The organism is Neisseria sicca (genome assembly GCF_014054945.1).
Taxonomy (GTDB): domain Bacteria; phylum Pseudomonadota; class Gammaproteobacteria; order Burkholderiales; family Neisseriaceae; genus Neisseria; species Neisseria sicca.
Window position 1 is genome coordinate 1,561,984 of sequence record NZ_CP059566.1, and the last position, 21,755, is coordinate 1,583,738.

The following is a 21,755-nucleotide window of genomic DNA, read 5'->3' on the forward strand; positions in this document are numbered from 1 at the left end:
TTTTTTTACACATTTTAATTTAAATCATTTCTCAAATCATAGCCATTTAAAAAATTCACGCCAAAAGCTTATCGTTCTACGCACCATCCATGCGTTATTTTCCACCGCGTCCGCCATCCAGTATTATCCCCGACTACGCTTTGTTACAATTCAGCCAATTTTATTTCTCAACATATCCCGCTATGAGTCATTCATCCTCTTGGTCTTCCAAAATCGGTTTCGTCCTTGCCGCGGCAGGCTCTGCCATCGGTTTGGGTGCGATTTGGAAATTCCCTTATACCGCCGGTACGAACGGCGGGGCAATTTTTGTCCTTCTGTTTGTCATCTTCACGATTATCGTGGCGTTGCCGGTACAGCTTGCCGAGTTTTATATCGGGCGCACAGGCGGTAAAAACGCCATCGATTCGTTCAAAACCCTGCGTCCCGGTTCACTTTGGCCTTGGGTCGGCAGGATCGGTGTGGCGGCGTGCTTCATTTTATTGTCGTTTTACAGCGTAGTCGGCGGCTGGGTTTTGAATTATGTCGTACACAGCTTCACCGGCGAAATTGCCCCGAATGTTGATTTTGGCGCCCTATTCGAAAAAACAATTTCCAACCCGACAAGTTCGATTCTTTATCAAGGGCTGTTCATGCTGATTACCATTTGGGTGGTCAAAGGCGGAATCTCTGACGGCATTGAAAAAGCAAACCGCTATCTGATGCCTGCATTGTTTATTTTGTTTATCGTTTTGGCCATCCGCTCGCTGACCTTGCCCGGCGCGATGGAAGGCGTCAGTTTTTTATTGAAACCGGATTGGTCGAAAATCAAATCGGAAACGATGCTGACCGCGCTGGGTCAGGCTTTCTTTGCGCTGAGTATCGGCGTATCGGCAATGATCACCTACGCCTCGTATTTGGGTAAAGATCAGGATATGTTCCGCTCGGGCAATATCATTATGTGGATGAACCTGCTGGTATCGCTGCTGGCAGGCCTGGTCATCTTTCCGGCGGTATTCGCATTGGGCGCCACGCCCAGCCAAGGTCCCGGCCTGATTTTCGTGGTCTTGCCTGCCGTATTCATGAAAATTCCGTCCGGCAACTATCTGTTTGCCGTGTTCATGATGTTGGTTGTCTTTGCCACGCTGACTTCAGCGTTTTCTATGCTGGAAACCGTCATTGCGGCAACCATCCGCCAAGATGAACGCAAACGCAGCCGTCACACTTGGGCCATCGGCATTGCCATCTTTATCGTCGGCATCCCTTCTGCCCTATCCTTCGGCGTATGGAGCGATGTGCTTATTTTCAATAAATCTATTTTTGATTTATGGGACTACATTATTACTGCCATCATTATGCCGCTATGCGCATTAAGCATCTCCATCTTTACCGGCTGGATTCAAGACAGGCAGTCCGTTTTGACCCATGCCGGCATGGGCAGTACCGTACCGAAAACGCTTCTATATCTGTGGCTGGGCGCGTTGCGCTACATCGCTCCGATTGCCATTATCGTGGTCTTCATCAATTCTCTTCAAATCATTTGATTTGCCACTATTTTCGACAAATAAAAAAGGACGGAAGCAAACCCGTCCTTTTTATATTTCATCACCTTATCCCTCATCCTCAAACAAAAACCCGCTTTGCGCCTCCACACCGACTTCTGGCGCTGCCATGGCATCGAGCTGGCGGTTGCGGATTTTGGTTTTCCTCATACTGAGAAGACGCATGACCTGATGCTTTTGATCATCGGTCATTTTTTGCCAATAAAGCCTTTCTTCACGGCTGCGCAGACAGCCTTTGCAATAGCCTTTGGCATTGGCTTCACAGACGCCGATACAGGGGCTGGGGATGGGAAAAAAATCAGGTTGTTCCATATTTTAAAAACGTTTGTGAAAAGAGGTCGGAGCGAACCAAAAATCCGACTGCGTCCGTTTCCGTCCAAACACGACATATATCTCGTAGGGTTTCTATATAAGACGTAAGACAATAAACAGCAGAACGCGTAAGAATTTTACTATAGCCCGTTTTAAGAACAAATCAATTTGATTTTCAGACGACCTATGCCCTACCCCAACCGTCTGGATTTTATGACTCAAGCAGTTTACGCAAAGACTGATTGTTGTATTTGATATCGGCAATCATTCGGTCGTATTGGTGCATTCTACGGAGCGATCGGGTTATCAGATAGACCGAGAAAACAATCAAGCTGATGTTCATCAGGCTGACCAACGCGAGCAAGGGCCAGACATCGACAACCTCATACCATTTCGATGTCGCAATCAGCGCGCTGAAAATAGACAACGGCAGCGCAAAAACAGCAATACCCGTGCGCATGACAGCGAGTGCCGTGCGTTTTTCAGCAAGGAGAAGCTGCACTTGATTGATGCTGAGGATATCGTTTTGCTGTTCGGTAATCATATGGGCGTATCTGGAACAAATTGACTTTGAATCACGGCAAACCGGCAAATATAGTGGATTAACTTTAAACCAGTACGGCGTTGCCTCGCCTTAGCTCAAAGAGAACGATTCTTTAAGGTGCTGAAGCACCAAGTGAATCGGTTCCGTACTATCTGTACTGTCTGCGGCTTCGTCGCCTTGTCCTGATTTAAATTTAATCCACTATATGATTTGATGTTACCCGAAAGTCTTGAAAATAAAAACAAAGGTCGTCTGAAAATTTTCAGACGACCTTTGCTATTCCTCTTTACACCGTTTGCGAATATTGGGCTTTGGTTTCCCTATGGCGCAGGTGGTAGTCGAACACCATGGCGATATTGCGTATCAGGAAGCGGCCTTTGGGGGTAACGGTCAGTCCGTGCGGTTTCAGGCGGACGAGTCCGAGGGAGGCGAGTTGTTCCAAGTCGGCAAGTTCGTCTTTGAAATAGCGGTCGAACGGGATACCGAACACGCTTTCGTAGATTCGGTAATCCAAGGCGAAGCGGCACATCAAATCTTGGATGATATTGCGGCGCAAAAGGTCGTCCTGATTGAGCTGGTAGCCGCGCATGATGGGCAGGTGTCGGGCATCGAGGGCAGCATAGTAGGCATCGATGTCGCGTTCGTTTTGGGAGTAGGTGCTGCCGATCTTGCCGATGGAGGATACGCCGATGGCAACTAAATCGCAGTCCGCGTAGGTCGAGTAGCCTTGGAAGTTGCGCTGGAGGAAGCCTTCTTTGAGGGCGATGGAAAGTTCGTCATCGGGTTTGGCGAAGTGGTCCATACCGATGAAGACGTAGCCGCGTTCTGTCAGGGTTTGAACGCAGTATTGCAGCATATCGAGTTTTTCTTCGCTGCCGGGAACGGCTTCGGTATCGATGCGGCGTTGCGGCTTGAAGATATGCGGCAGATGGGCGTAGTGATAAAGGGCGAGACGGTCGGGATCGAGCGACAATACAGTATCAATGGTGGTTTTGATGCTTTCGGCGGTTTGGTGCGGCAGACCGTAAATCAAATCGACACTGACGGATTTGAACCCAGCTTCACGGGCGGCATCGATGACTTCTTTGGTTTCGTCGTAGCTTTGGATGCGGTTGACTGCTGCCTGCACTTTGGGGTCAAAGTCCTGAATACCGACGCTCATGCGGTTGAAACCGAGCTTGCCGAGCATGAGGACGGTTTCGCGGCTGACTTTGCGCGGGTCGATTTCGATGGAGTATTCGCCGCCGGGGATAAGTTGGAAATGTTTGCGTATCATGCGGAATACGCGTTCGATTTGGTCGTCGCTCAAGAAAGTCGGCGTACCGCCGCCGAAGTGCAGTTGCGCGAGCTGATGCCGTCCGCCCAGATGCGGGGCGAGCAGCTCCATTTCTTTTTCAAGGTATTCGATGTAGGCATCGGCGCGGCTTTTGTCTTTGGTGATGATTTTATTGCAGCCGCAGTAGTAACAAATGGTGTTGCAGAAGGGGATGTGGATATAAAGCGAAAGGGGCTTGTTCAAAGCCCCCATACCGCGCTGATTCAAGGCATTGATATATTCGGCTTCGCGAAATCCGTCATGAAAACGGTCGGCTGTGGGGTAGGAAGTGTAGCGCGGACCACTGGAAGGAAGGCTGGCGATGAGTTCGCGATCGAACTCAGGCTTGTCATTGTTTCTATTGTGATTATTTTGTATCGGTATTACTTTCATGGCGTGTGCGTGATTAGAGTAATGATGTTAGGCAATTTTCGGATAGTTTGGTAGAATGCCACAGTATGATAAACCTGTCTTGATATGTGTCAATAACTTACGTAATCATGACAGGATAAAAACCTTAATTTTAAGGGTGTTTTATGACCACACACAATGCTATGCATCAGATGAAAACCCTGTGTTCTTCCTGTTCGCTGCGTGAACTCTGCCTGCCTGTCGGGCTTTTGCCCAATGAGTTTGCACAATTGGACGCGGTCATCCGACAGAGCCGCCGCTTGAAGAAGGGTGAATATCTGTTCCGCACCGGTGAGCCTTTCGCGTCGCTGTTTGCCATCCGTGCCGGTTTTTTCAAAACCACGGTTGCCAGTCAGGACGGTCGCGATCAGGTTACCGGCTTTTTTATGTCCGGCGAACTCATCGGTATGGACGGCATTTGTTCCCATGTCCACAGCTGCGACGCGGTGGCTTTGGAAGACAGCGAAGTGTGTGAGCTGCCCTTCACCCACATCGAAGAGCTGGGACACAACATCCCCAGCCTGAGAAGCCATTTTTTCAGATTGATGAGCCGCGAAATCGTGCGCGACCAAGGCGTGATGCTGCTTTTGGGCAATATGCGCGCCGAAGAACGTCTGGCAGCGTTTTTGCTTAACCTGTCCCAACGCCTTTACTCGCGCGGATTTGCCGCCAACGATTTCATCCTGCGGATGTCGCGCGAAGAAATCGGCAGCTATCTGGGACTGAAACTCGAAACCGTCAGCCGCACGCTGTCCAAGTTCCACCACGAAGGCTTGATTTCGGTCGAACACAAACACATCAAAATCCTCGACTCGCAAGCCCTCAAAAAAATGGTGTCCGGCTGTTCGCACGCCATCTGATGGATACCGAGACCATTTTCAAACAAAACCCAAGGTCGTCTGAAAAATTTTCAGACGACCTTCTTCATAAAATCCAATTATGAAACACAAGAAAAAACTCATTGCCTTGACCGCTGTCTGCGCCCTGCTCGCCTACTGGCTCTATCCCGACCAACATCCCGTTTACCCCGCAAGCGACCATTACGACCCGAAAACGCAAACCTTCTTCAACCCCGAACCGCAGCAGAAACCGACCGGCCTGACCGGCGCATTTTGGAAAATCCTGACCGACCCGCAGGCAACGCGCCCGCCCAAACCTCTGCCTACCGTCAAGCCCGATTGGCAAACCTTCCTTACCGCACCCGAAGGAAAAAGCCGCTTCGTCTGGTTCGGACATTCCACCCTATTGATGCGGATCGGCGGACAAACCGTCATTACCGATCCCGTTTTCGGCAATTCCGTCTCCCCCATCCCCATCACCATGAAACGCTTCCAGCCTGCCCCCGCAGAAATCGACGAACTGCCGCCCGTCGATGTCATCTTGATTTCACACAGCCACTACGACCACCTCGAAAAAGACAGCGTGCAGGCACTCAATTCAAAAGGCAACAGCCATTTCATCGTCTCACTCGGTATGGGCGTACTGCTGAAAAAATGGGGCGTGCCGCAAGAGCGCATTACCGAACTCGATTGGTGGCAAAGCACCGAACGCAACGGCATCCGCTACACCGCACTACCTGCCCGCCACGATTCATCCCGAACCCTGACCGACCACAACCAAGCCCTGTGGTCCAGCTTTGCCATCGAACACGGCAGCGAAAAATTCTATTTTCACGGCGACTCGGCACAAGGCAGCCATTTCGACAAAATCGCCGAAAAATTCAACGGGTTCGATATCGCGTTCATCGAAAACGGGCAATACAGCGAACATTGGCCCAACAACCACCTCTTCCCCGAACAAACCGCCCGCTATGCCGCGCAGCTTGCCCCAAAACGCTTCATGCCTATCCACTGGGGCGCCTACGCCATGGCATTGCACGCTTGGAACGAACCCCTGCTCCAAAGCATCCCGCTGGCACGCAGCTTGGGCGTGAATCCGCTGACCCCGCTGATGGGGCAAGTCTTCGATGCCGATACCGCCACGCAAGACTGGTTTGCCGAACCTTTACAATAAAGCTGCCAAGGGGTCGTCTGAAAACAAATACAGCAAGGTCCATCAAGTCATAAATATAGTGGATTAACTTTAAACCAGTACGGCGTTTCCTCGCCTTGTCCTGATTTAAATTTAATCCACTATACCGACGAAGCGGAAGCTGTTTTCAGACGACCTTTTTTGAATTTACCTGTTGCAGCATTTCCAACACTTCTCTCCTTCTCCCGTTTATCCGTTTTGCAATATTCTGATAATAAAAAACTAATTTCCCCTCAGCCGAAAACCTTATTTTGCAACGCGCGGTTCGCGTATAAATCACTTGACCGATTACATCGTATTACGTAAAGTATGCGGCATTCTTTTGAATTGGTATTACCAATTTATTTGATAATTACTCTCAGATTAAGGTTCGGTATCTCTCCCTCATCCGACATCATGATAAAAATTGATAAACAACGCCGATTTAAGGATTCACCATGGCACTATTCCTCAGCATTTTTCCCATCATCCTGCTGATTTGGCTGATGGTTAAGAAAAACAGTATGCCTTCCTACATCGCGCTGCCGATTACCGCCGCGCTGATTTACGCCATCAAGCTGTTTTATTTCAAAGACGACGCTATGCTGCTCAACGCAACCGCAGCGTCCGGCCTGGTTTCCACATTGACGCCGATTACCGTGATTTTCGGTGCGATCATGTTCAACCGTATGATGGAAACCACCGGCTGTATCGATATTATCCGCAAATGGCTGGCGACCATCAGCCCGAATCCTGTGGCGCAGCTGATGATTATCGGCTGGTCGTTCGCCTTTATGATTGAGGGGGCATCCGGCTTCGGTACGCCTGCTGCGATTGCCGCCCCGATTCTGATGAGCCTGGGTTTCAACCCGTTGAAAGTGGCGATTTTTACGCTGGTTATGAACTCCGTGCCGGTATCTTTCGGCGCGGTCGGTACGCCGACTTGGTTCGGTTTCGCACCATTAAACCTGAGTGCCGAAAACATCCTTGCCATCGGCAGACAAACTGGTGTGATGCACTTCTTCGCAGGTTTCGTCATTCCCGTCATCGGCTTGAGCTTCATCGTGCCTTGGTCTGAAATCCGTAAAAACTTAGGCTTCATCGGCATCGCCGTTTTCTCTTGTACCATTCCTTATGTTGCATTGGCGATGGTCAACGAAGAATTCCCATCACTCGTTGCCGGCGCAATCGGCCTGATGGTATCAGTATTCGCCGCCAACCACGGCTGGGGCTTGAGCAAAGACCATCCGAAAGACCCGAATGCCGAAAAAGTACCTTTCGCACAAGTCGCCAAAGCACTTGCCCCTCTGGGTATGCTTATCGGCATGCTGGTGGTTACCCGTATCAAACAGCTCGGCATCAAAGGCCTGCTGACCAGCAAAGAAGAATGGTTCAGCTTCCAACTGCCGTTTGATTTGAGCAAAATCACCGTCAGCGACTCTTTGACCATTACCTTCGGCAACATTTTCGGACAAGGCGTCAGCGCGTCTTACCAAACCCTCTACGTTCCTGCATGGATTCCGTTTGTCTTTACCGTTTGGATTTGTATCCTGCTTTATAAAACCAAATTCAAAGACGCCTGGGCTTTCTACGCTGCAACGTTCAACCAAACCAAAAAACCGCTGCTTGCCTTGATGGGCGCGCTGATTATGGTTCAACTGATGATGGTCGGCGGCGACGACTCCATGGTGAAAATCATCGGTAAAGAATTTGCCGCGATGGCAGGCGAACACTGGGTTTACTTCTCCCCTTACCTTGGCGCTATCGGTGCATTCTTCTCCGGTTCGAACACCGTATCCAACCTGACATTCGGCCCGATTCAGCAACAAATCGCCCTTGATACCGGCCTGTCCGTGACCCTCATCCTCGCCCTGCAATCCGTCGGTGGCGCAATGGGCAACATGGTCTGCATCAACAACATCATCGCCGTATGTACCGTACTGGACGTAAAAAACGCTGAAGGTGCGATTATCAAGAAAACCGTCATCCCCATGGCGATTTACGGTGTAATTGCTGTCGCCATAGCAATTATTTTCTTCCCTCTAAGGTAAGAACCTTGTAACGCAAAAGGTCGTCTGAAAATGTTCAGACGACCTTTTTTATGAAGCAAACAGTTAGTCAATACTCCCCTTCCCTACCATCATATAGTGGATTAACTTTAAATCAGGACAAGGCGACGAAGCCGCAGACAGTACAGATAGTACGGAACCGATTCACTTGGTGTTTCAGCACCTTAGAGAATCGTTCTCTTTGAGCTAAGGCGAGGCAACGCCGTACTGGTTTAAAGCTAATCCGCTATAAAAAATGCAGATAAAAAAACGGGCCGCCAAAAGGCGACCCTAAGAAACTCTTGCAGCTGGGAGTAATAGCAAGAGATTACGACACTTTAACCTGGTTTATGCCGGAGAAACGACGCATCAGCTCTGGAATGGCTTCGGCATTCGAAGCAACAGTGATGCCCATTTTCCGCATTTGGTAGATAGTCTCGATGGTGCTTTCAGGCGCGTAGCCGTGGCAGGCACCGAGATTGACAATAATATGAAGATTATCGCTGTACCAAGACAATTGCTTGGCCGTATTGGCGACAGTTTCTTCGATGGCCAATCCGCCAATAATGACAGTATCGGCTTTTTGTTCGTGCAGCCATTCCAACAGGCCTGTGCTGTTTGCCTCATTGGCTTCATGAAAACAAGCACCGTGAACATGTTTACCGCTTAATTCGAGCGTATGATCGTAATCTGCCGGAGAGGGCAAACCTTGGAGCAAATGCGTTCCGCGACAACCTCCGGCGCATTGGCTGAAAAAGCCGGACGGTCGACCAAACATGACACCGTTGCGATTGACGACGGTCGCACAAATGCTCTCCGGATCAATGCTCACATTCTCAATTAAAACCCTTTTATCTGCCAACGCTGCCTGGCGGTTAAGTTCATTAACCATATTTTCCGGACGCAACAAAAAATGGGTTGCATTAGCAGCCATACAGGTAAAGCGAAATTGCGGTTGGATGTCGATTGCAACGGTAGTCATAAGATATGGCTCTCTATATTTAATTCTGCAAACAGAATCAGGATTGCTCCGTTCAATCACTGACCAGACAAATGGTTTAATTTAACGATAATCGGTGTATTTATGATGAACGGTATAATATCAGGATAATCGTTGTATAGCTAGTAAATATTTTAAGATTTGTAACAATACTCGCAGTAAATATAATTTTTGTTGTATTTAAGGTTAACACTCTAATCAATTATCATTTTTAAGCGATTATTTTTATTCATTAATTTTTTATTAATTCCATGATTCCCCTGTATTTTCAAAATACGGGACACCATGAATAAAACTGTTGTTTAAAAGAAAAATATGCCTCTAGAAAGCGAAAAATTGTTGGCAATATCCCTATCGCAAGCTGATTTTTCTCCCCAATGGCAAAAATAAACGGTACAAAAACCTTGCCATACCAACCGCCACAGCCCCAAACAAATAAAACGTGCAACACAGTCCCTAGGAATTTCTACAAAAAAAGGCTACCTGAAGATTCAGGTAGCCTTTTTTTGCGCAGCACCTTATTTCAACGTCGCCTTCGCCGCTTCCCGTTGCAAATGCCGCTGCATATAGCCGGCAAACGGTTCAGCGTTCGGCAGCACTTGGGCGCGGAACATGCCCCAGCTCAAGAGAGCGGTCAAGTATATATCGAGTGCGCTAAAATATTGTCCCACGGCGTATTCGCGGCCGTCGGACAGCAGGGTTTGCAGGGTATGCAGCGCGGTATCGAAATCGCCGTAGCCGAGGGAACGGCGCCATTCCTCGCTCTGCGGCACCTGACGCCAGCGGTCGAGAATAGCGTATTCGAGCTGAGAACCAAACGACAGCCAGCGGTAGTATTGCCCGCGCTCCGGAGTACCCGCAGCCGAGATCAGCCGTTTTTCGGGGAAAAGCTCGGCCAGATAGGTGAGAATGGCGGGCAATTCGGTAATCACTTGCCCAGCATGTTTGATAGCAGGTACTTTGCCCATCGGGTTGATGGCTAGATAGTCCGCCTCTTTGAGCTGCGGGTAATCCAGCACCACGTTGTCGTAATCCGCGCCGCATTCGGTCAGCATCCAGCGTACATTGGTGCCGCGTGAAGGATTTGCAGTATAGAGGGTGATTTTGCTCATGATGTTTCCTTGTCCAATTGTGGGTGAGGTGTTTGCAGGCTGTCTAAAACCCAGTCAGGATACCTCATGGCTGTGTCAGTTTCTGTCAGCAGCATGGTCTTGGTCAAACCGCATCGCACTAGTGGCTCAAATCAAACGCGCTCAAATCCAGCCCTTCATGCTGCCGCCAGCGTTGCAGCAGCAGGCGGTGCGGCATGGGATAGGCTGCGCCGGTTTGAATTTGAGCGATGCGGTCGCAACGAAAATGGCGGAATGCCTGCCGCAAGGTGCACCAAGCCGCCAGAAGCCGCACGTTGTCCCAATAGCCCAACGCCACCGGCCACACCGTGCGTCGGCTGGCCTGCCCTTGCACATCGGTGTAGCTGAAACTGAGTGTCTGCTCCTGCCGCAAAGCCTGCCGCACCTGCGCCAGAACGTGTTCTTCGTCGTGTCCGAACGTCGTCGCGCAGTTAATCGGATACACCGCATGGGCTTCTGCCTGCTCCGCCAAGCGCGCGGGCAGCACTGCGTGCACTTTACCCAACACCGAGCGTGCCGCCTCCGCCATTTCGCCATCAGCATGCGCTGCCGCCCAGCGCATACCTAGCATCAGTGCTTCGAGCTCGTTTTCGCTGAACATCAGCGGCGGCAGGTTGCAATCCTGCTGCAACACAAAGCCCACGCCCGCTTCTCCGTCTATCACTGCGCCCTGATGGCGCAGCGTGTCGATGTCGCGGTATACCGAGCGCACGCTGATGCACAGCTCCTGCGCCAGCAGCCGCGCGCTTTTCGGATGGCGGCTGGTGCGCAAAAGCTGCAAGAGTTTGAGCAGGCGGTCGGTACGGTTGGGCATGGTGGGTCTCCTTGATTTCCTTTGAGGAAGGGGGCAGTTTGTTTGATTTCTGAAATATGCGGATAACCGGGCAGCCTGATTGCCTACGCATTGCTGCATCAGGCATGGCCGTCATGGGAAGCGGAAGAGTAGCGGGTTCGGGCTTGAATGGGCAAGGGTTCCGATTCGATTTCGTTTACTACCAAGCGGTTAAGGAGTCATGGCAATTGCACGAAAGGTCGTCTGAAAATAGTTTTCAGACGACCTTTGCTTCAATCAAACTTGAATCAATGCCTAAAATGGCGAATACCCGTTACCACCATCGCAATACCGTGTTCGTCTGCCGCGTCGAAGACTTCCTGATCGCGCATCGAGCCTGCGGGGTGGATGATGGCTTTGATGCCCTGTTCGGCGATGACGTCCACGCCGTCGCGGAAGGGGAAGAAGGCATCGGAGGCGGCGCATGCGCCGTTTAAGTCCAAACCTGCGTCCTGCGCTTTGCGGGCGGCGATGCGGGTGCTGTCCACGCGGCTCATTTGGCCTGCGCCGATGCCGTAGGTTTGACCGCCTTTACCGAACACGATGGCGTTGGATTTGACGTATTTGGCGACGTTCCAAACAAACAGCAAATCGTTCCACTCCTGCTCGGTCGGTTGGCGTTTGGAGACGACTTTCAAATCGGCGCGGCTGAGGCGGTGGATGTCGGGCGTTTGTACCAACAGTCCGCCGCCGACGCGTTTGAGTTCGAAGCGGTTCGCGCCTGCCTCAAGCGGCACTTCTAATACGCGCACGTTTTTCTTGGCGGCGGCGATTTCGAGGGCTTCGGCGGTGAACTTCGGCGCCATCAAGACTTCCATAAATTGGTTGTCGGTAATCTGTTTCACGGTTGCGCCGTCCACTTCGCGGTTGAAGGCGATGATGCCGCCGAACGCGCTGGTGGTGTCGGTGGCGTAGGCGAGTTTGTAGGCGGTCAATGTATCGGCTGCAACGGCAACGCCGCACGGATTGGCGTGTTTCACAATCACGCAGGCGGGCGCATCGAAGGATTTGACGGCTTCCCAAGCAGCATCGGCATCGGCGATGTTGTTGTACGACAATTCCTTACCTTGCAGCTGTTTGTAGGCGGCGAGGCTGCCTGCGGCGGGATACACATCGCGGTAGAACGCGGCGCGCTGGTGCGGGTTTTCACCGTAGCGCATGTCTTGCACTTTAATCCAGCTTTGATTGAACTGGCTTGGGAACTCGCCGACTTCGGGCGTGCCGCTCAAGACGTCGTCTGAAAGCGAGGTCAGGTAGTTGGAAATCATACCGTCGTATTGGGCAGTGTGGCTGAACGCTTTGCGCGACAGATTGAAGCGGGTTTTGTCGCTCAACGCGCCGCCGTTGGCTTCCATTTCGGCGGCAATGGCGGGGAAGTCGGCGGTGTCGGTAACGATGGCGACGTGTTTCCAGTTTTTCGCGGCGGAGCGCACCATGGTAGGGCCGCCGATGTCGATGTTTTCAATCGCGTCTTCCAGCGTGCAGTTTGGTTTGGCGATGGTGGCGGCGAAGGGGTAAAGGTTGACGCAAACGAGGTCGATGTTGCCGATGCCGTGCTCTTCCATCTTGGCGACGTGTTCGCCCAAATCGCGCCGCCCCAAAATACCGCCGTGGATTTTCGGATGCAGCGTTTTCACGCGGCCATCGAGCATTTCGGGAAAACCGGTATAGTCGGCGACTTCAATCACGGGAACGCCCGCATCGGCAAGCAGTTTCGCCGTGCCGCCGGTAGAGAGGATTTCGACACCGAGTTTGTGCAGGGTTTGGGCAAATTCGACTGCGCCTGTCTTGTCGGACAGGCTGATCAGGGCGCGTTTGATGGAAGGCATGGGGATTCCTTTTTTTGAAGGTTTAATCGATACACGCTGCTAGCGCAAAAATGAAACAAAATTTGATGAGATGTTTAGCTCCGATGGCGTTCTCTTGGGCAATTCAATAAATTTATACCTTGCGGCAAGCCATATCTTGTCTATCACCCTGCATACGGACGCTTAGGCTGTCATTCCCGATTTTTTTAACCTGCATTTGCGATTTATCTGATTTACCAATGTCGTTTCTCATCTGGGCAAACATTTCCTTATCCACTTTACGCCACAGAATGGTGCGAATTTTAGCTGTACTATGTTGTCTTTGAACATCGGTGATTTTAATATTCAAACCAATTTTTCCTCCGTCCAACGTCCAAGTACCATCTGCAAAATTCCGATAAACTAAGGTTTCATCATCAGGTGAAGGAAAATTCATATCCACAATCACGCTTACTTTTTGCCCACTGCCAAAAATAAACGTCATCGGAGTTTTATCATTGGCAACGCACTGCCATTTACCGAGCAGTTGCGCTTCTTGAACAACAATAGGTTTTGCCAACACAGGCGCAGCAGCAAAGGCAGCAAGAAGAAAAATCAGGTGTTTTTTTTGCATAACAGTTTCTTTCTATAAACTCGGGAGTGAATAAGCTACTTTCTTAGTTTTCCAACTGCCTTATGCAAGTTTGAAGACACTGGCGGTCAGTTTGACAGAATACGTCTTCAATCTTGGCAAAACATTATGGGATGAATTTTCAGGGCGGTATTATCCCCTAGTTTCGGGTTTTTGGCAGCAGTTTTCTGGAAATATTGTTGACAATTTTTCTAGAAAAAAGGTCGTCTGAATTGATTTTCAGACGACCTTTCTGCCGTTCCCTTCCGTCATTATTGCCTGCATAAGGCTAACGATTCAGATATGCCCGTCCTGCGGCTGACAGCTCGGACAAAACCCGCGCCGACGGTTTTCAGACGACCCTTTTCCCCACCCTGCTTATTCAAACCCCATTTTCCTTGCCGTTGCCACTGCACCCGCCATCGTGATGCACAAAGGCATCAGCAGAGCGGCGGGGGCGTAGGTGAGTTCAAGGATGAAGACTATGGCGGTCAGGGGCATTTTGAGGGAAACGCCGAGAAATGCCGCCGCGCCGATGACGGCGGCACTTTCAGACGACATGGCGGGAAAGAAGGTGTTCCACGCGGCTGCGGCGGCGAAGGCGATGGTGCTGCCGAGCATCATGGACGGGGTAATCAGCCCGCCGTATGCGCCTGCGGCGAGTGCGAGCAGGACGACGAACCATTTGACGGCGGTCATTTCCAAGCTGTACCGCCAGTCGGTCATGCCGCCGAACGTAAGCTGGTTGCCCGCCTTGCCGTTGCCCAGTATTTCGGGAAACCAAACGGAAACGATGCCGATAAGGGCGAATAATGCAATCGCCAAAGGAATGATTTTCGGGTCGTTGCGCTTGAGGAAGGGAAATTTTTTGGCACTGCGCTGAAACCATACCGCCGTTGCGCCCAAAACGGGGCCGATGGCGGCGGCAAACCACAGCAGCGGGATGTTCACATCGAGATAGACGGGATGGTATTGCTGCACGTCGCCCAAGCCGATGCGGGCGACGGCGGTGGCGGTGACGGAAGTCAGCAATGCGGCGACTACTGCCTGTTGCGTCCAAATGCCCAACATGGCTTCGAGGATGAAGAGCGTGGAGGCGAGCGGGACGTTATAGACCGCCGCCAAACCTGCACCTGACGCGCAGGCGAGCAGCAGGCGCGTGTCGTCTTCGCCCAGACCCAAACGCCTGCCGCCGACGGATGCAAACGCGGCGGTCATTTCACGCGGGGCAACTTCGCGTCCGAGCGGGGAACCGAGTCCGACGGTAATGATTTGCAGCAGCGCATGGGAAACGGTGGTGAAAAACGGCAGCCCCTGCAAGGGCTGCTTCAAGGCTGCCTTGATTTCGATTTGCGGCCTGCCGAAACGTTTGAGCGACCACCAGCCGAACCCTACCGCGACGCCGCACAAAATCAATACGAGGATGCGGCGTTCAGACGATGTTTGAACCACGCCTTCCCGAAAGGAAACATGCCCGCCGCCCGTGCCGTAACTGTAAGCCGTGTGCTGGATAAAGTGCATAAGCTCCGTCAAGGCAATGCCGACCATGCCACCGACGATGCCGGTAAGGATGAGGGCTATCCAAAGTTTGTGCGTATGTTTCATGGGGATTTTGTTTTTGAGACAGGGTTCGGCGGTTTCGTTAAAAAATCAAACGGCCTCAATATTTAATATTGAGCGGATAGCTTTTCGGCGCAACGTGTGTCTTGCCTTCGTAAGGAATCGCATATTTCTGATTTTTATAACGTTTTTTGCCATCCACCCCCTGCACCGTTGCGCTTAATGCCCAAACGCCTGAGACTGAAGGACGGCTTTTGTCCAAGGTAATTTTCGCATCGATGCTGGCATAGCTGTTTTCACAATCGCGTTTTTCCCGCCCTTTGTATTCATCACAATTGCCATAATGTGCGCCATTATCTCTACCGTTGCTAATGAAGCTGTTACGGACACGGTTGCTGTTATCAGTAAACAGGAAATTTTCTCCGGTCGTCGTTTCGCCCTGACCCGTATAGCCTGATTCGACAGTGTAGCCCCAGTTTTGCTCACCCATTTGGACAAACCGCCAATCCTTATTCTCCGGCACATCCCCCCATGCGCCGATTTCATCGCTTCCATGTTGTTTGATTGCCCACTTTCCGTCTGTTTTTTCCAAAACAAACAATTCCGCCAGACCCGAAGAAGCATGCGCGTCCCGTTTGACTTTGAGCTTCATATCGTAGGCAAAACCCGTGTACAACACATAGCGCGTGGCTTTACCGTTGCGCGTTACGCTATGGTCGGCAACGGGTTTCATACAATACATAATATTGTCAGATGCTGTCTCACTGTCTTTCGGCGGCTCAGTAAGCTGACAGTTGTGCGCCGCAAGCGGTCGGTTGTAATACTGGGCAATAGCTGCTTGGACGGCAGCTTTGTCGTTATTGGGCGCAGCCGATGCCAAAACGGGGCTAGCGGCAAGCAACAGGGCAATCATATATTTCATCGAAAATCTCCTGATATTTTTAAAACCACATTAAAACAAGATACTCGCGTACCTTCTCAGGTCGTCTGAAAACCTGATTTAGACGTTTTCAGACGACCCCTTACGCATTCTTTCCTCTGTTCGACAGCCATCCTGCGACAAACGTCGCGGCGATGACGATGAACACGCCCAAAGCGGACACGGCGGACAAATGTTCGCCCAGAATCCATACCGCCATGATGACGCCGACGACGGGTTCGAGCGAAATCAAGAGGCCGGAGACATTGGCAGGAACTTTGTTCATGCCCTTGTTCCATAAGAGATAGGCAAGCCAACTGCATCCCACCCCCAAATACAAAACCGACAGCACGCCGCCCCACGACCAGTGGACTTCATAGCTCTGAGCCAACACCAGCGAAAACGGCAGGCACAACACCGCCGCCGCCGCCATGGAAGCAGAAGTAAATGCGGGCGCACCGATGCGGGCAATCATCTGCTGGCTCGGCCGTATCACGCCGGCGAAACCGAATCCCGCAAGCAGAATCAGCAAACAGCCGAACCAATCGACCGCGCCGCCCTCTTCCGCACCGCCCAGCACCATCATCCCGATGCCGGCAAACGCCGCTGCCCCGCAAATCCAGTGGTAAATCTTGGCTTTATCGTTAAAAACGAAATGGCCGACAAACACTACTAACAAGGGTTCCAGCCCGACCATGGTAATCGCGCTGGCGGCGGACGTGTATTTCAAACCGATAAACTGAAGCAGCAACACCACGACGTAGTTAATAAAGGCGATACACAACAAAGGCTTCCACTCGCGGCGCGGAATCTTGCCGAAATGGCGGTAACAGGAAGGCAGCACCATCAACGCGGCAATCAACAGCCGCGCCTCGACCATCAGCGCGGCATCAAGCATCTCGTAAGTATATTTGGCGGCGATAAACGAGCTGCCCCAAATCAATAAGGAGAGTATTTGGTAAATCATGGCTCAAGTCGTCGGATAAAAGGATGCACTGATGAAAGGCGGGACATCACGCCCCACCCTGCCCCGGTTCGGTCAGCGAATCCAAAAAGGCAAAGAGTTTCGCGTTCATCTGCGTAAAATCGAAACGCTCGATTTCATCAGGATGCTGCACATAAGCCTGCGTCCTGCTTTGCGCCGCCAAGTTTTCGCGCCCGTCGGCAGCAATCAAGAGGCCGACGGCGGCGCGGTCAAATTCCAAATGCGCCTGAAACGCATAATGCTTGGGTGAGAAGCGGACAATCTGGCGCGGACAGCCTTTGCTCGCCGCCAATACTGCCGCCCCATCCGTCAGTCCGGGCATATCTCCGTGCCAATGCCCCGCAAGGAAAGACGCGCCCAGCAAGGCGGTATGCGGGTCGTTCAAACCTTCCTGCGTCAACTCGACCGGATACACGCCGATTTCGCGGTGCGGGCTGCGCCCGTGCCGTGCGCCGTAGGCGACGGACAAAAGCTGCGCGCCCAAGCACACGCCGACAATGTACTTGTCCGCCGCCACCGCCTGACGCATCAGGCGCAGCTCGGCTTCAGGGTCGTAATACGGAAAAGCCTGCCTGTCTTCATCGGGCGACTGCGGCCCGCCCATGACAATCAGAAAATCGATACCGTCCGCGTTTTCGGGCAACGCTTCCGACTCATAAACCTTAGTCGACGCCGTACGATGCCCGCGCGACCGCGCCCAATCCCAATACGCGCCCGGCACTTCAAAATCCTCGTGCAGGATGAAATGGACGTTCAACGTTTTTCCCCGCGTACCGCCGTCATGGCGAAGTTCCTGCTTCATCAGTTTTCTCCCTTTGCAACAAGACCGATATTTACAGCAAACCGTGCTGCAACAGTTTCTTACGCAGCGTATTGCGGTTCAACCCCAAAATCACCGCCGCTTTGGACTGATTGCCGCCGCATTGTTCCATCACGCACGCAAGCATCGGCTTTTCCACTTGGTGCAACACCATATCGTACACACCGCAAGGCTCCGTACCGTTCAAGTCTTTGAAATACTGTTGCAAATTCTGCTCAACGCATTGCGCAATATCGGGGATGGGTTGTTTCATAACATATCCTCCTTCGTTGTTTTTAAAGATGACAGGTCGTCTGAAACGGGGTTCAGACGACGTTTGTTGAGTTTGAATTAAATAGATTGTTTTTTATTTCGATAAAACTGTGTTTTCAGACGACCTGATATTGCCGCCATTCCCGCGCAGGCGGAACCCGGTAATTTGAAGCTGCGGCAATTTCTGAACATTTCGGAAAAATCAAAGCCGGGATTCCCGCCTGCGCGGGAATGACGGTACGGGGTTTGCTTAATAATTCACGATGGCTTATCCGCTTTCCAAACACAAAAGGTCGTCTGAAACGCCCTACCCTTCACGATATGCACACATCCAGCGGTCGGTTTTTTCCGAAAGCGCCTCAAGATAGGCAGCTAGGGTATCGTATTGTGCCGCAGCGCTGTCCAAGCAGTTGATGTCCCGGCGTGTCTGCTCGCCGTCGGGCATTTCGTCGATGTACCAGCCTATGTGTTTGCGGGCGATGCGTACGCCGGCGACTTCGCCATAAAACGCGTGCATGGCGCGGATGTGGTTCAAAATGGTGTCGTTGCATTCTGCCAAGCTCAAGACAGGCGGCAAAACGCCGTGTTCGGCATAATGTTTCAAATCGCGGAAGAGCCACGGCCTGCCTTGTGCGCCGCGCCCTATCATGATGCCGTCGGCGGCGGTTTGTTTGAGGACGGCGGCGGCTTTTTGCGGCGAAGTGATGTCGCCGTTGACCCAGACGGGGATGTTCAGACGACCTTTGGTTTCGGCAATCAGATCGTAAGTTGCTTCGCCTTTGTACATTTGCGTGCGTGTGCGTCCGTGGACGGCAAGGGCGGCAATGCCGCAATCTTCGGCAATGCGGGCGATAGCAGGCAGGTTTTTATGATCGTCATGCCAGCCCAAACGGGTTTTGAGGGTAACGGGAACGTCCACCGCGCGGACGACGGCTTCGAGAATGGCGGCAACCAGCGGCTCGTTTTGCATTAGCGCGCTGCCGGCTTGAACGTTGCAGACTTTTTTGGCGGGACAGCCCATGTTGATGTCGATAACCTGCGCCCCGAGGCTGACGTTGTAACGCGCGGCATCCGCCATCTGCTGCGGATCGCTGCCGGCAATCTGGACGGCAACGATACCGCCTTCATCAACAAAATCGCTGCGGCGCAGGGTCTTTTTGGTATTTCTAAGCGTCGGGTCGCTGGTCAGCATTTCGCACACCGCCCAACCCGCGCCAAAATCTCGGCAAAGTCGGCGGAACGGTTTGTCCGTAATGCCCGCCATCGGGGCGAGTGCAATAGGATTGTCGATAATGTAGCCGCCGATGCGCATGGTCAAACCGCCGTATGGAAAGGGCTGCCATTGTACAATTTTTAAGCAGGGTTTCCAATGGGATTTACTTTGACGGATAGGAAAAAAGGTCGTCTGAAAAAGTTCAGACGACCTTTGTTTTCCATTTACCTTGCTATTTTACTAAGTCGGCTATACCTGCCAAAATCAATGCGGTAAAGATAGAGACTGAACTCCCTATCATCAGAGAAAATAAGTCAATCAAACCCGACAACGCGCCCGTAAGAAGCAAAGCCAAAACAATCCATGTTCCATAAGGTTCGATTTGACGAAACTTCATAGACCATTTTGCATTGAGGAAAGAGTCAAGAATGACGCCACCATCGAGCGGCAAAATCGGAAGCAGATTAATGACGATCAAAACTATATTGATTGTCATACCAAACTGGGTCATGATCGTTAATGGGTCAACATACGCCTCAGGGACAGCGCCACCTAAAAACGAGAGCATCGCCCAGAAATACACCAGAATCAGATTGGTTACCGGACCGGCAACGGCAATCCATCTCCGCGCGCTGCGCACATTCTTAAAATTGCGGGCATTAATCGGTATGGGGCGTACCCAGCCGTAAACAAACGGTGTTAACGCCAGGCTCAACGCAGGTACGATGATTGTTCCTATCAAATCGATATGCGCCATCGGATTTAATGTCAACCGTCCGAATTGTAATGCGGTGGGGTCGCCACAGCGATATGCAACATAACCGCGTGCAATCTCACGCATGACCAAGGAAAGCATCACCGGTGGGATAGCAAGCAGCACATAACTGAAATCAAAGTTTCCAAACATAGTTTTCCTTAAAAAGGTCGTCTGAAAAACTCAGACGAAATGCACCAAGGGCGCATCGTAGGTAAACACTGTCAAATTTGCAATAAGCAGGCCGCTCGAGAATCTCGGCGGCCTGTCGGCAGATGATTATTCTTCAGTTGCTGAATGTTCTTCAGTATTTTCTTCGGAATCAGTTTCTGCCTCTGGGTCATAACCCGATGGCAACAATAATCTAGATATGATAGGTACTGTCAACTCTTTTATGTCGATGACTTTTTCGCTTGCAGGCTTAAACTTGAATACGGGTTTGCCGTAATTGTGGTAAATACTTTCCATAACGATGTTCAACGCCTGAGTGTTGCTTTTGCTGTTGACCTGCGTATAAATACGCGTTGCCAACAATCTGCCTTTTCCATTCAGATAGTAGTCATAATAGAGAGGCATGCCGACCATCTTTTCAAAGCCGGAGTGCATTGAAAGGCCTTTCTCTTTTGTACTGTCTATAAACTCGCCAAAGAATTTTTCAACTTTCTCGTAGCCTTCAGCCGTAGAGCCTTCCTCCGGTTTTTTCTTCAGAGCATCAAATTCTTTTTTGAATTCTTTAGCGAAAGCGTTGATAAAGAGCGGGTCATATTCGTCTTTATGGGTGTAATGGATGCGGTATTTTGCTTTGTTTTGCTTACCGAATTCATCCATATTTTCAAGGCGGTATGCCTCAGCAGGAGCGGCTTTGCTGGCTTCAATATAGGCTTTGAATACCGCCTTTGCGGCATGACGCAAAGGAATGCCTTTGACCATCTCTTCATCTTTAAGCTGTATGCTGATAGGTTGCTCTTCAGCCAAACGCTTACGGATCTCTTCGCTCGTAAAGATGCTCATAATCATCGAACTGAGCAATGGCTGGTCAATAGTCAGACTGAGATTTTCACCATCAATCAGCATGGGAGATTGGATATTCAATTGCTCATTACGATGGTTAATCGAGATAGCAGGAATCCACTCGGCTTTTTTGGCAGGCAAGTCGATTGCGACATGCGATTTCAAACGCACGCCTTCCAAATAACGTCCGACAACCGGATATTCTTGCCATTTATCGATCATTTCAGGGAACCATTTATCATTATCGGTGTCCAGCAAGGCTTCTTTCAGCTTGGTCTGATCTTCTTCCGAAAGTTCGATTCCGTCTTCGTTCAATTCTTTGACTTGTTTGTCAAGTTCGGCTTGATCCTTCTTTGTTTCTTCCAAACGGGCTTTCTTCTCGCTTTCCGGCGCTACTCCTGCTTCGGCAGTGGAAGTATGAAACTTCACTTCGCTATCAATGTTATAGCTGTAATCATCCGTATAGACGCGATCAAGGGAAATTGCCATCATTTCATGGGCAGATTTGTTTTCAAGGCTGCTGCATGCGCTCAAACCAAATGCCGCCGCCAATACTAGACAAAACGTCTTTTTCATTTACTGTTCCTTAAAAAAACAATCCAATGGGAATGTAAATGACTTTTAACACAAATAATTTAATGTGACAACATCATTGTATTGTTCGGTTTCTAAAAACGCTGAAA

At 50.9% G+C, this 21,755-nt stretch carries 20 protein-coding genes; 4 read left to right on the plus strand and 16 right to left on the minus strand.

The window, feature by feature from the left end:
- Window positions 1-182: 182 nt before the first annotated feature.
- Complete coding sequence (locus H3L95_RS07575) at window positions 183-1,520, plus strand: sodium-dependent transporter (RefSeq protein ID WP_036492995.1); 1,338 nt, start codon at window positions 183-185, stop codon at window positions 1,518-1,520.
- A gap of 66 nt (window positions 1,521-1,586) precedes the next feature.
- Here H3L95_RS07575 and H3L95_RS07580 read toward each other — a convergent pair whose 3' ends face one another.
- The 3 genes from H3L95_RS07580 to hemN form a co-directional block, all read right to left on the minus strand.
- Window positions 1,587-1,850: a DUF1289 domain-containing protein gene (locus tag H3L95_RS07580; RefSeq protein WP_003761976.1), complete on the minus strand. Its 264-nt coding sequence runs from the start codon at window positions 1,848-1,850 to the stop codon at window positions 1,587-1,589.
- A 211-nt stretch (window positions 1,851-2,061) separates the two neighbouring features.
- Window positions 2,062-2,394 (minus strand): hypothetical protein, encoded by a 333-nt coding sequence (locus tag H3L95_RS07585; RefSeq protein WP_003761972.1) that lies wholly within the window; start codon window positions 2,392-2,394, stop codon window positions 2,062-2,064.
- 286 nt (window positions 2,395-2,680) lie between these two features.
- The gene (gene hemN, locus H3L95_RS07590; RefSeq protein ID WP_040669206.1) at window positions 2,681-4,102 is read right to left on the minus strand and encodes an oxygen-independent coproporphyrinogen III oxidase; all 1,422 of its coding nucleotides are present in this window, start codon (window positions 4,100-4,102) and stop codon (window positions 2,681-2,683) included.
- 143 nt (window positions 4,103-4,245) lie between these two features.
- Here hemN and fnr point away from each other — a divergent pair, with 143 nt between their 5' ends.
- The 3 genes from fnr (at window position 4,246) to H3L95_RS07605 (ending at window position 8,181) form a co-directional block, all read left to right on the plus strand.
- A complete protein-coding gene (gene fnr, locus H3L95_RS07595) occupies window positions 4,246-4,980 on the plus strand; it encodes a fumarate/nitrate reduction transcriptional regulator Fnr (protein ID WP_009311137.1) in 735 nt (244 codons plus the stop codon).
- Window positions 4,981-5,059: 79 nt separating this feature from the next.
- Window positions 5,060-6,133, plus strand: coding sequence for an MBL fold metallo-hydrolase (locus H3L95_RS07600; protein ID WP_003761965.1), 1,074 nt, complete (start codon window positions 5,060-5,062; stop codon window positions 6,131-6,133).
- A gap of 455 nt (window positions 6,134-6,588) precedes the next feature.
- Complete coding sequence (locus H3L95_RS07605) at window positions 6,589-8,181, plus strand: L-lactate permease (protein ID WP_003761960.1); 1,593 nt, start codon at window positions 6,589-6,591, stop codon at window positions 8,179-8,181.
- Between the two features lie 325 nt (window positions 8,182-8,506).
- On the opposite strand, the gene H3L95_RS07610 is transcribed toward H3L95_RS07605, so the two are convergent.
- The 13 genes from H3L95_RS07610 to H3L95_RS07670 all read right to left on the minus strand — a co-directional run bounded on the left by H3L95_RS07610 (window position 8,507) and on the right by H3L95_RS07670 (window position 21,648).
- The gene (locus H3L95_RS07610; protein WP_003761957.1) at window positions 8,507-9,160 is read right to left on the minus strand and encodes a cysteine hydrolase family protein; all 654 of its coding nucleotides are present in this window, start codon (window positions 9,158-9,160) and stop codon (window positions 8,507-8,509) included.
- 536 nt (window positions 9,161-9,696) lie between these two features.
- Window positions 9,697-10,290, minus strand: coding sequence for a glutathione S-transferase family protein (locus tag H3L95_RS07615; RefSeq protein ID WP_040669194.1), 594 nt, complete (start codon window positions 10,288-10,290; stop codon window positions 9,697-9,699).
- A gap of 118 nt (window positions 10,291-10,408) precedes the next feature.
- Window positions 10,409-11,122: a helix-turn-helix transcriptional regulator gene (locus tag H3L95_RS07620; RefSeq protein ID WP_003761850.1), complete on the minus strand. Its 714-nt coding sequence runs from the start codon at window positions 11,120-11,122 to the stop codon at window positions 10,409-10,411.
- Between the two features lie 266 nt (window positions 11,123-11,388).
- Window positions 11,389-12,969: a bifunctional phosphoribosylaminoimidazolecarboxamide formyltransferase/IMP cyclohydrolase gene (gene purH, locus H3L95_RS07625; protein ID WP_003761852.1), complete on the minus strand. Its 1,581-nt coding sequence runs from the start codon at window positions 12,967-12,969 to the stop codon at window positions 11,389-11,391.
- A gap of 112 nt (window positions 12,970-13,081) precedes the next feature.
- On the minus strand, window positions 13,082-13,561 hold the full coding sequence (locus tag H3L95_RS07630; RefSeq protein ID WP_003761855.1) for a hypothetical protein: 480 nt from the start codon (window positions 13,559-13,561) through the stop codon (window positions 13,082-13,084).
- 375 nt (window positions 13,562-13,936) lie between these two features.
- Window positions 13,937-15,163, minus strand: a complete 1,227-nt coding sequence (locus H3L95_RS07635) for a chloride channel protein (protein WP_003761861.1) — start codon at window positions 15,161-15,163, stop codon at window positions 13,937-13,939.
- A 55-nt stretch (window positions 15,164-15,218) separates the two neighbouring features.
- Entirely contained in the window at window positions 15,219-16,040 is an 822-nt protein-coding gene (locus H3L95_RS07640) for a hypothetical protein (RefSeq protein ID WP_003761863.1), read from the minus strand.
- A 100-nt stretch (window positions 16,041-16,140) separates the two neighbouring features.
- The gene (locus tag H3L95_RS07645) at window positions 16,141-17,004 is read right to left on the minus strand and encodes a DMT family transporter (protein ID WP_003761865.1); all 864 of its coding nucleotides are present in this window, start codon (window positions 17,002-17,004) and stop codon (window positions 16,141-16,143) included.
- A 46-nt stretch (window positions 17,005-17,050) separates the two neighbouring features.
- A complete protein-coding gene (locus tag H3L95_RS07650; protein WP_003761868.1) occupies window positions 17,051-17,824 on the minus strand; it encodes a glutamine amidotransferase-related protein in 774 nt (257 codons plus the stop codon).
- A gap of 31 nt (window positions 17,825-17,855) precedes the next feature.
- Window positions 17,856-18,095 (minus strand): Fis family transcriptional regulator, encoded by a 240-nt coding sequence (locus H3L95_RS07655; protein ID WP_003761869.1) that lies wholly within the window; start codon window positions 18,093-18,095, stop codon window positions 17,856-17,858.
- A gap of 306 nt (window positions 18,096-18,401) precedes the next feature.
- A complete protein-coding gene (gene dusB / locus H3L95_RS07660; RefSeq protein ID WP_003761871.1) occupies window positions 18,402-19,406 on the minus strand; it encodes a tRNA dihydrouridine synthase DusB in 1,005 nt (334 codons plus the stop codon).
- 133 nt (window positions 19,407-19,539) lie between these two features.
- Window positions 19,540-20,214 carry a site-2 protease family protein gene (locus tag H3L95_RS07665; RefSeq protein ID WP_003761873.1) on the minus strand — a complete coding sequence of 225 codons (675 nt, stop codon included), beginning with the start codon at window positions 20,212-20,214 and terminating at the stop codon, window positions 19,540-19,542.
- Window positions 20,215-20,340: 126 nt separating this feature from the next.
- Window positions 20,341-21,648 carry a hypothetical protein gene (locus tag H3L95_RS07670; protein ID WP_003761876.1) on the minus strand — a complete coding sequence of 436 codons (1,308 nt, stop codon included), beginning with the start codon at window positions 21,646-21,648 and terminating at the stop codon, window positions 20,341-20,343.
- Between the last annotated feature and the right edge of the window lie 107 nt (window positions 21,649-21,755).

Excerpts from the sequence above, each read along its gene's own strand:
- H3L95_RS07620 (WP_003761850.1), bottom strand. The coding sequence starts at position 11,122 with ATGCCCAACCGTACCGACCGCCTGCTCAAACTCTTGCAGCTTTTGCGC.
- H3L95_RS07640 (WP_003761863.1), bottom strand. The coding sequence starts at position 16,040 with ATGAAATATATGATTGCCCTGTTGCTTGCCGCTAGCCCCGTTTTGGCA.
- H3L95_RS07630 (WP_003761855.1), bottom strand. The coding sequence starts at position 13,561 with ATGCAAAAAAAACACCTGATTTTTCTTCTTGCTGCCTTTGCTGCTGCG.
- H3L95_RS07605 (WP_003761960.1), top strand. The coding sequence starts at position 6,589 with ATGGCACTATTCCTCAGCATTTTTCCCATCATCCTGCTGATTTGGCTG.
- H3L95_RS07575 (WP_036492995.1), top strand. The coding sequence starts at position 183 with ATGAGTCATTCATCCTCTTGGTCTTCCAAAATCGGTTTCGTCCTTGCC.
- H3L95_RS07655 (WP_003761869.1), bottom strand. The coding sequence starts at position 18,095 with ATGAAACAACCCATCCCCGATATTGCGCAATGCGTTGAGCAGAATTTG.
- H3L95_RS07650 (WP_003761868.1), bottom strand. The coding sequence starts at position 17,824 with ATGAAGCAGGAACTTCGCCATGACGGCGGTACGCGGGGAAAAACGTTG.
- H3L95_RS07665 (WP_003761873.1), bottom strand. The coding sequence starts at position 20,214 with ATGTTTGGAAACTTTGATTTCAGTTATGTGCTGCTTGCTATCCCACCG.
- hemN (WP_040669206.1), bottom strand. The coding sequence starts at position 4,102 with ATGAAAGTAATACCGATACAAAATAATCACAATAGAAACAATGACAAG.
- H3L95_RS07585 (WP_003761972.1), bottom strand. The coding sequence starts at position 2,394 with ATGATTACCGAACAGCAAAACGATATCCTCAGCATCAATCAAGTGCAG.
- fnr (WP_009311137.1), top strand. The coding sequence starts at position 4,246 with ATGACCACACACAATGCTATGCATCAGATGAAAACCCTGTGTTCTTCC.
- H3L95_RS07645 (WP_003761865.1), bottom strand. The coding sequence starts at position 17,004 with ATGATTTACCAAATACTCTCCTTATTGATTTGGGGCAGCTCGTTTATC.
- purH (WP_003761852.1), bottom strand. The coding sequence starts at position 12,969 with ATGCCTTCCATCAAACGCGCCCTGATCAGCCTGTCCGACAAGACAGGC.
- H3L95_RS07635 (WP_003761861.1), bottom strand. The coding sequence starts at position 15,163 with ATGAAACATACGCACAAACTTTGGATAGCCCTCATCCTTACCGGCATC.
- H3L95_RS07580 (WP_003761976.1), bottom strand. The coding sequence starts at position 1,850 with ATGGAACAACCTGATTTTTTTCCCATCCCCAGCCCCTGTATCGGCGTC.
- H3L95_RS07615 (WP_040669194.1), bottom strand. The coding sequence starts at position 10,290 with ATGAGCAAAATCACCCTCTATACTGCAAATCCTTCACGCGGCACCAAT.
- dusB (WP_003761871.1), bottom strand. The coding sequence starts at position 19,406 with ATGCGCATCGGCGGCTACATTATCGACAATCCTATTGCACTCGCCCCG.
- H3L95_RS07610 (WP_003761957.1), bottom strand. The coding sequence starts at position 9,160 with ATGACTACCGTTGCAATCGACATCCAACCGCAATTTCGCTTTACCTGT.
- H3L95_RS07670 (WP_003761876.1), bottom strand. The coding sequence starts at position 21,648 with ATGAAAAAGACGTTTTGTCTAGTATTGGCGGCGGCATTTGGTTTGAGC.
- H3L95_RS07600 (WP_003761965.1), top strand. The coding sequence starts at position 5,060 with ATGAAACACAAGAAAAAACTCATTGCCTTGACCGCTGTCTGCGCCCTG.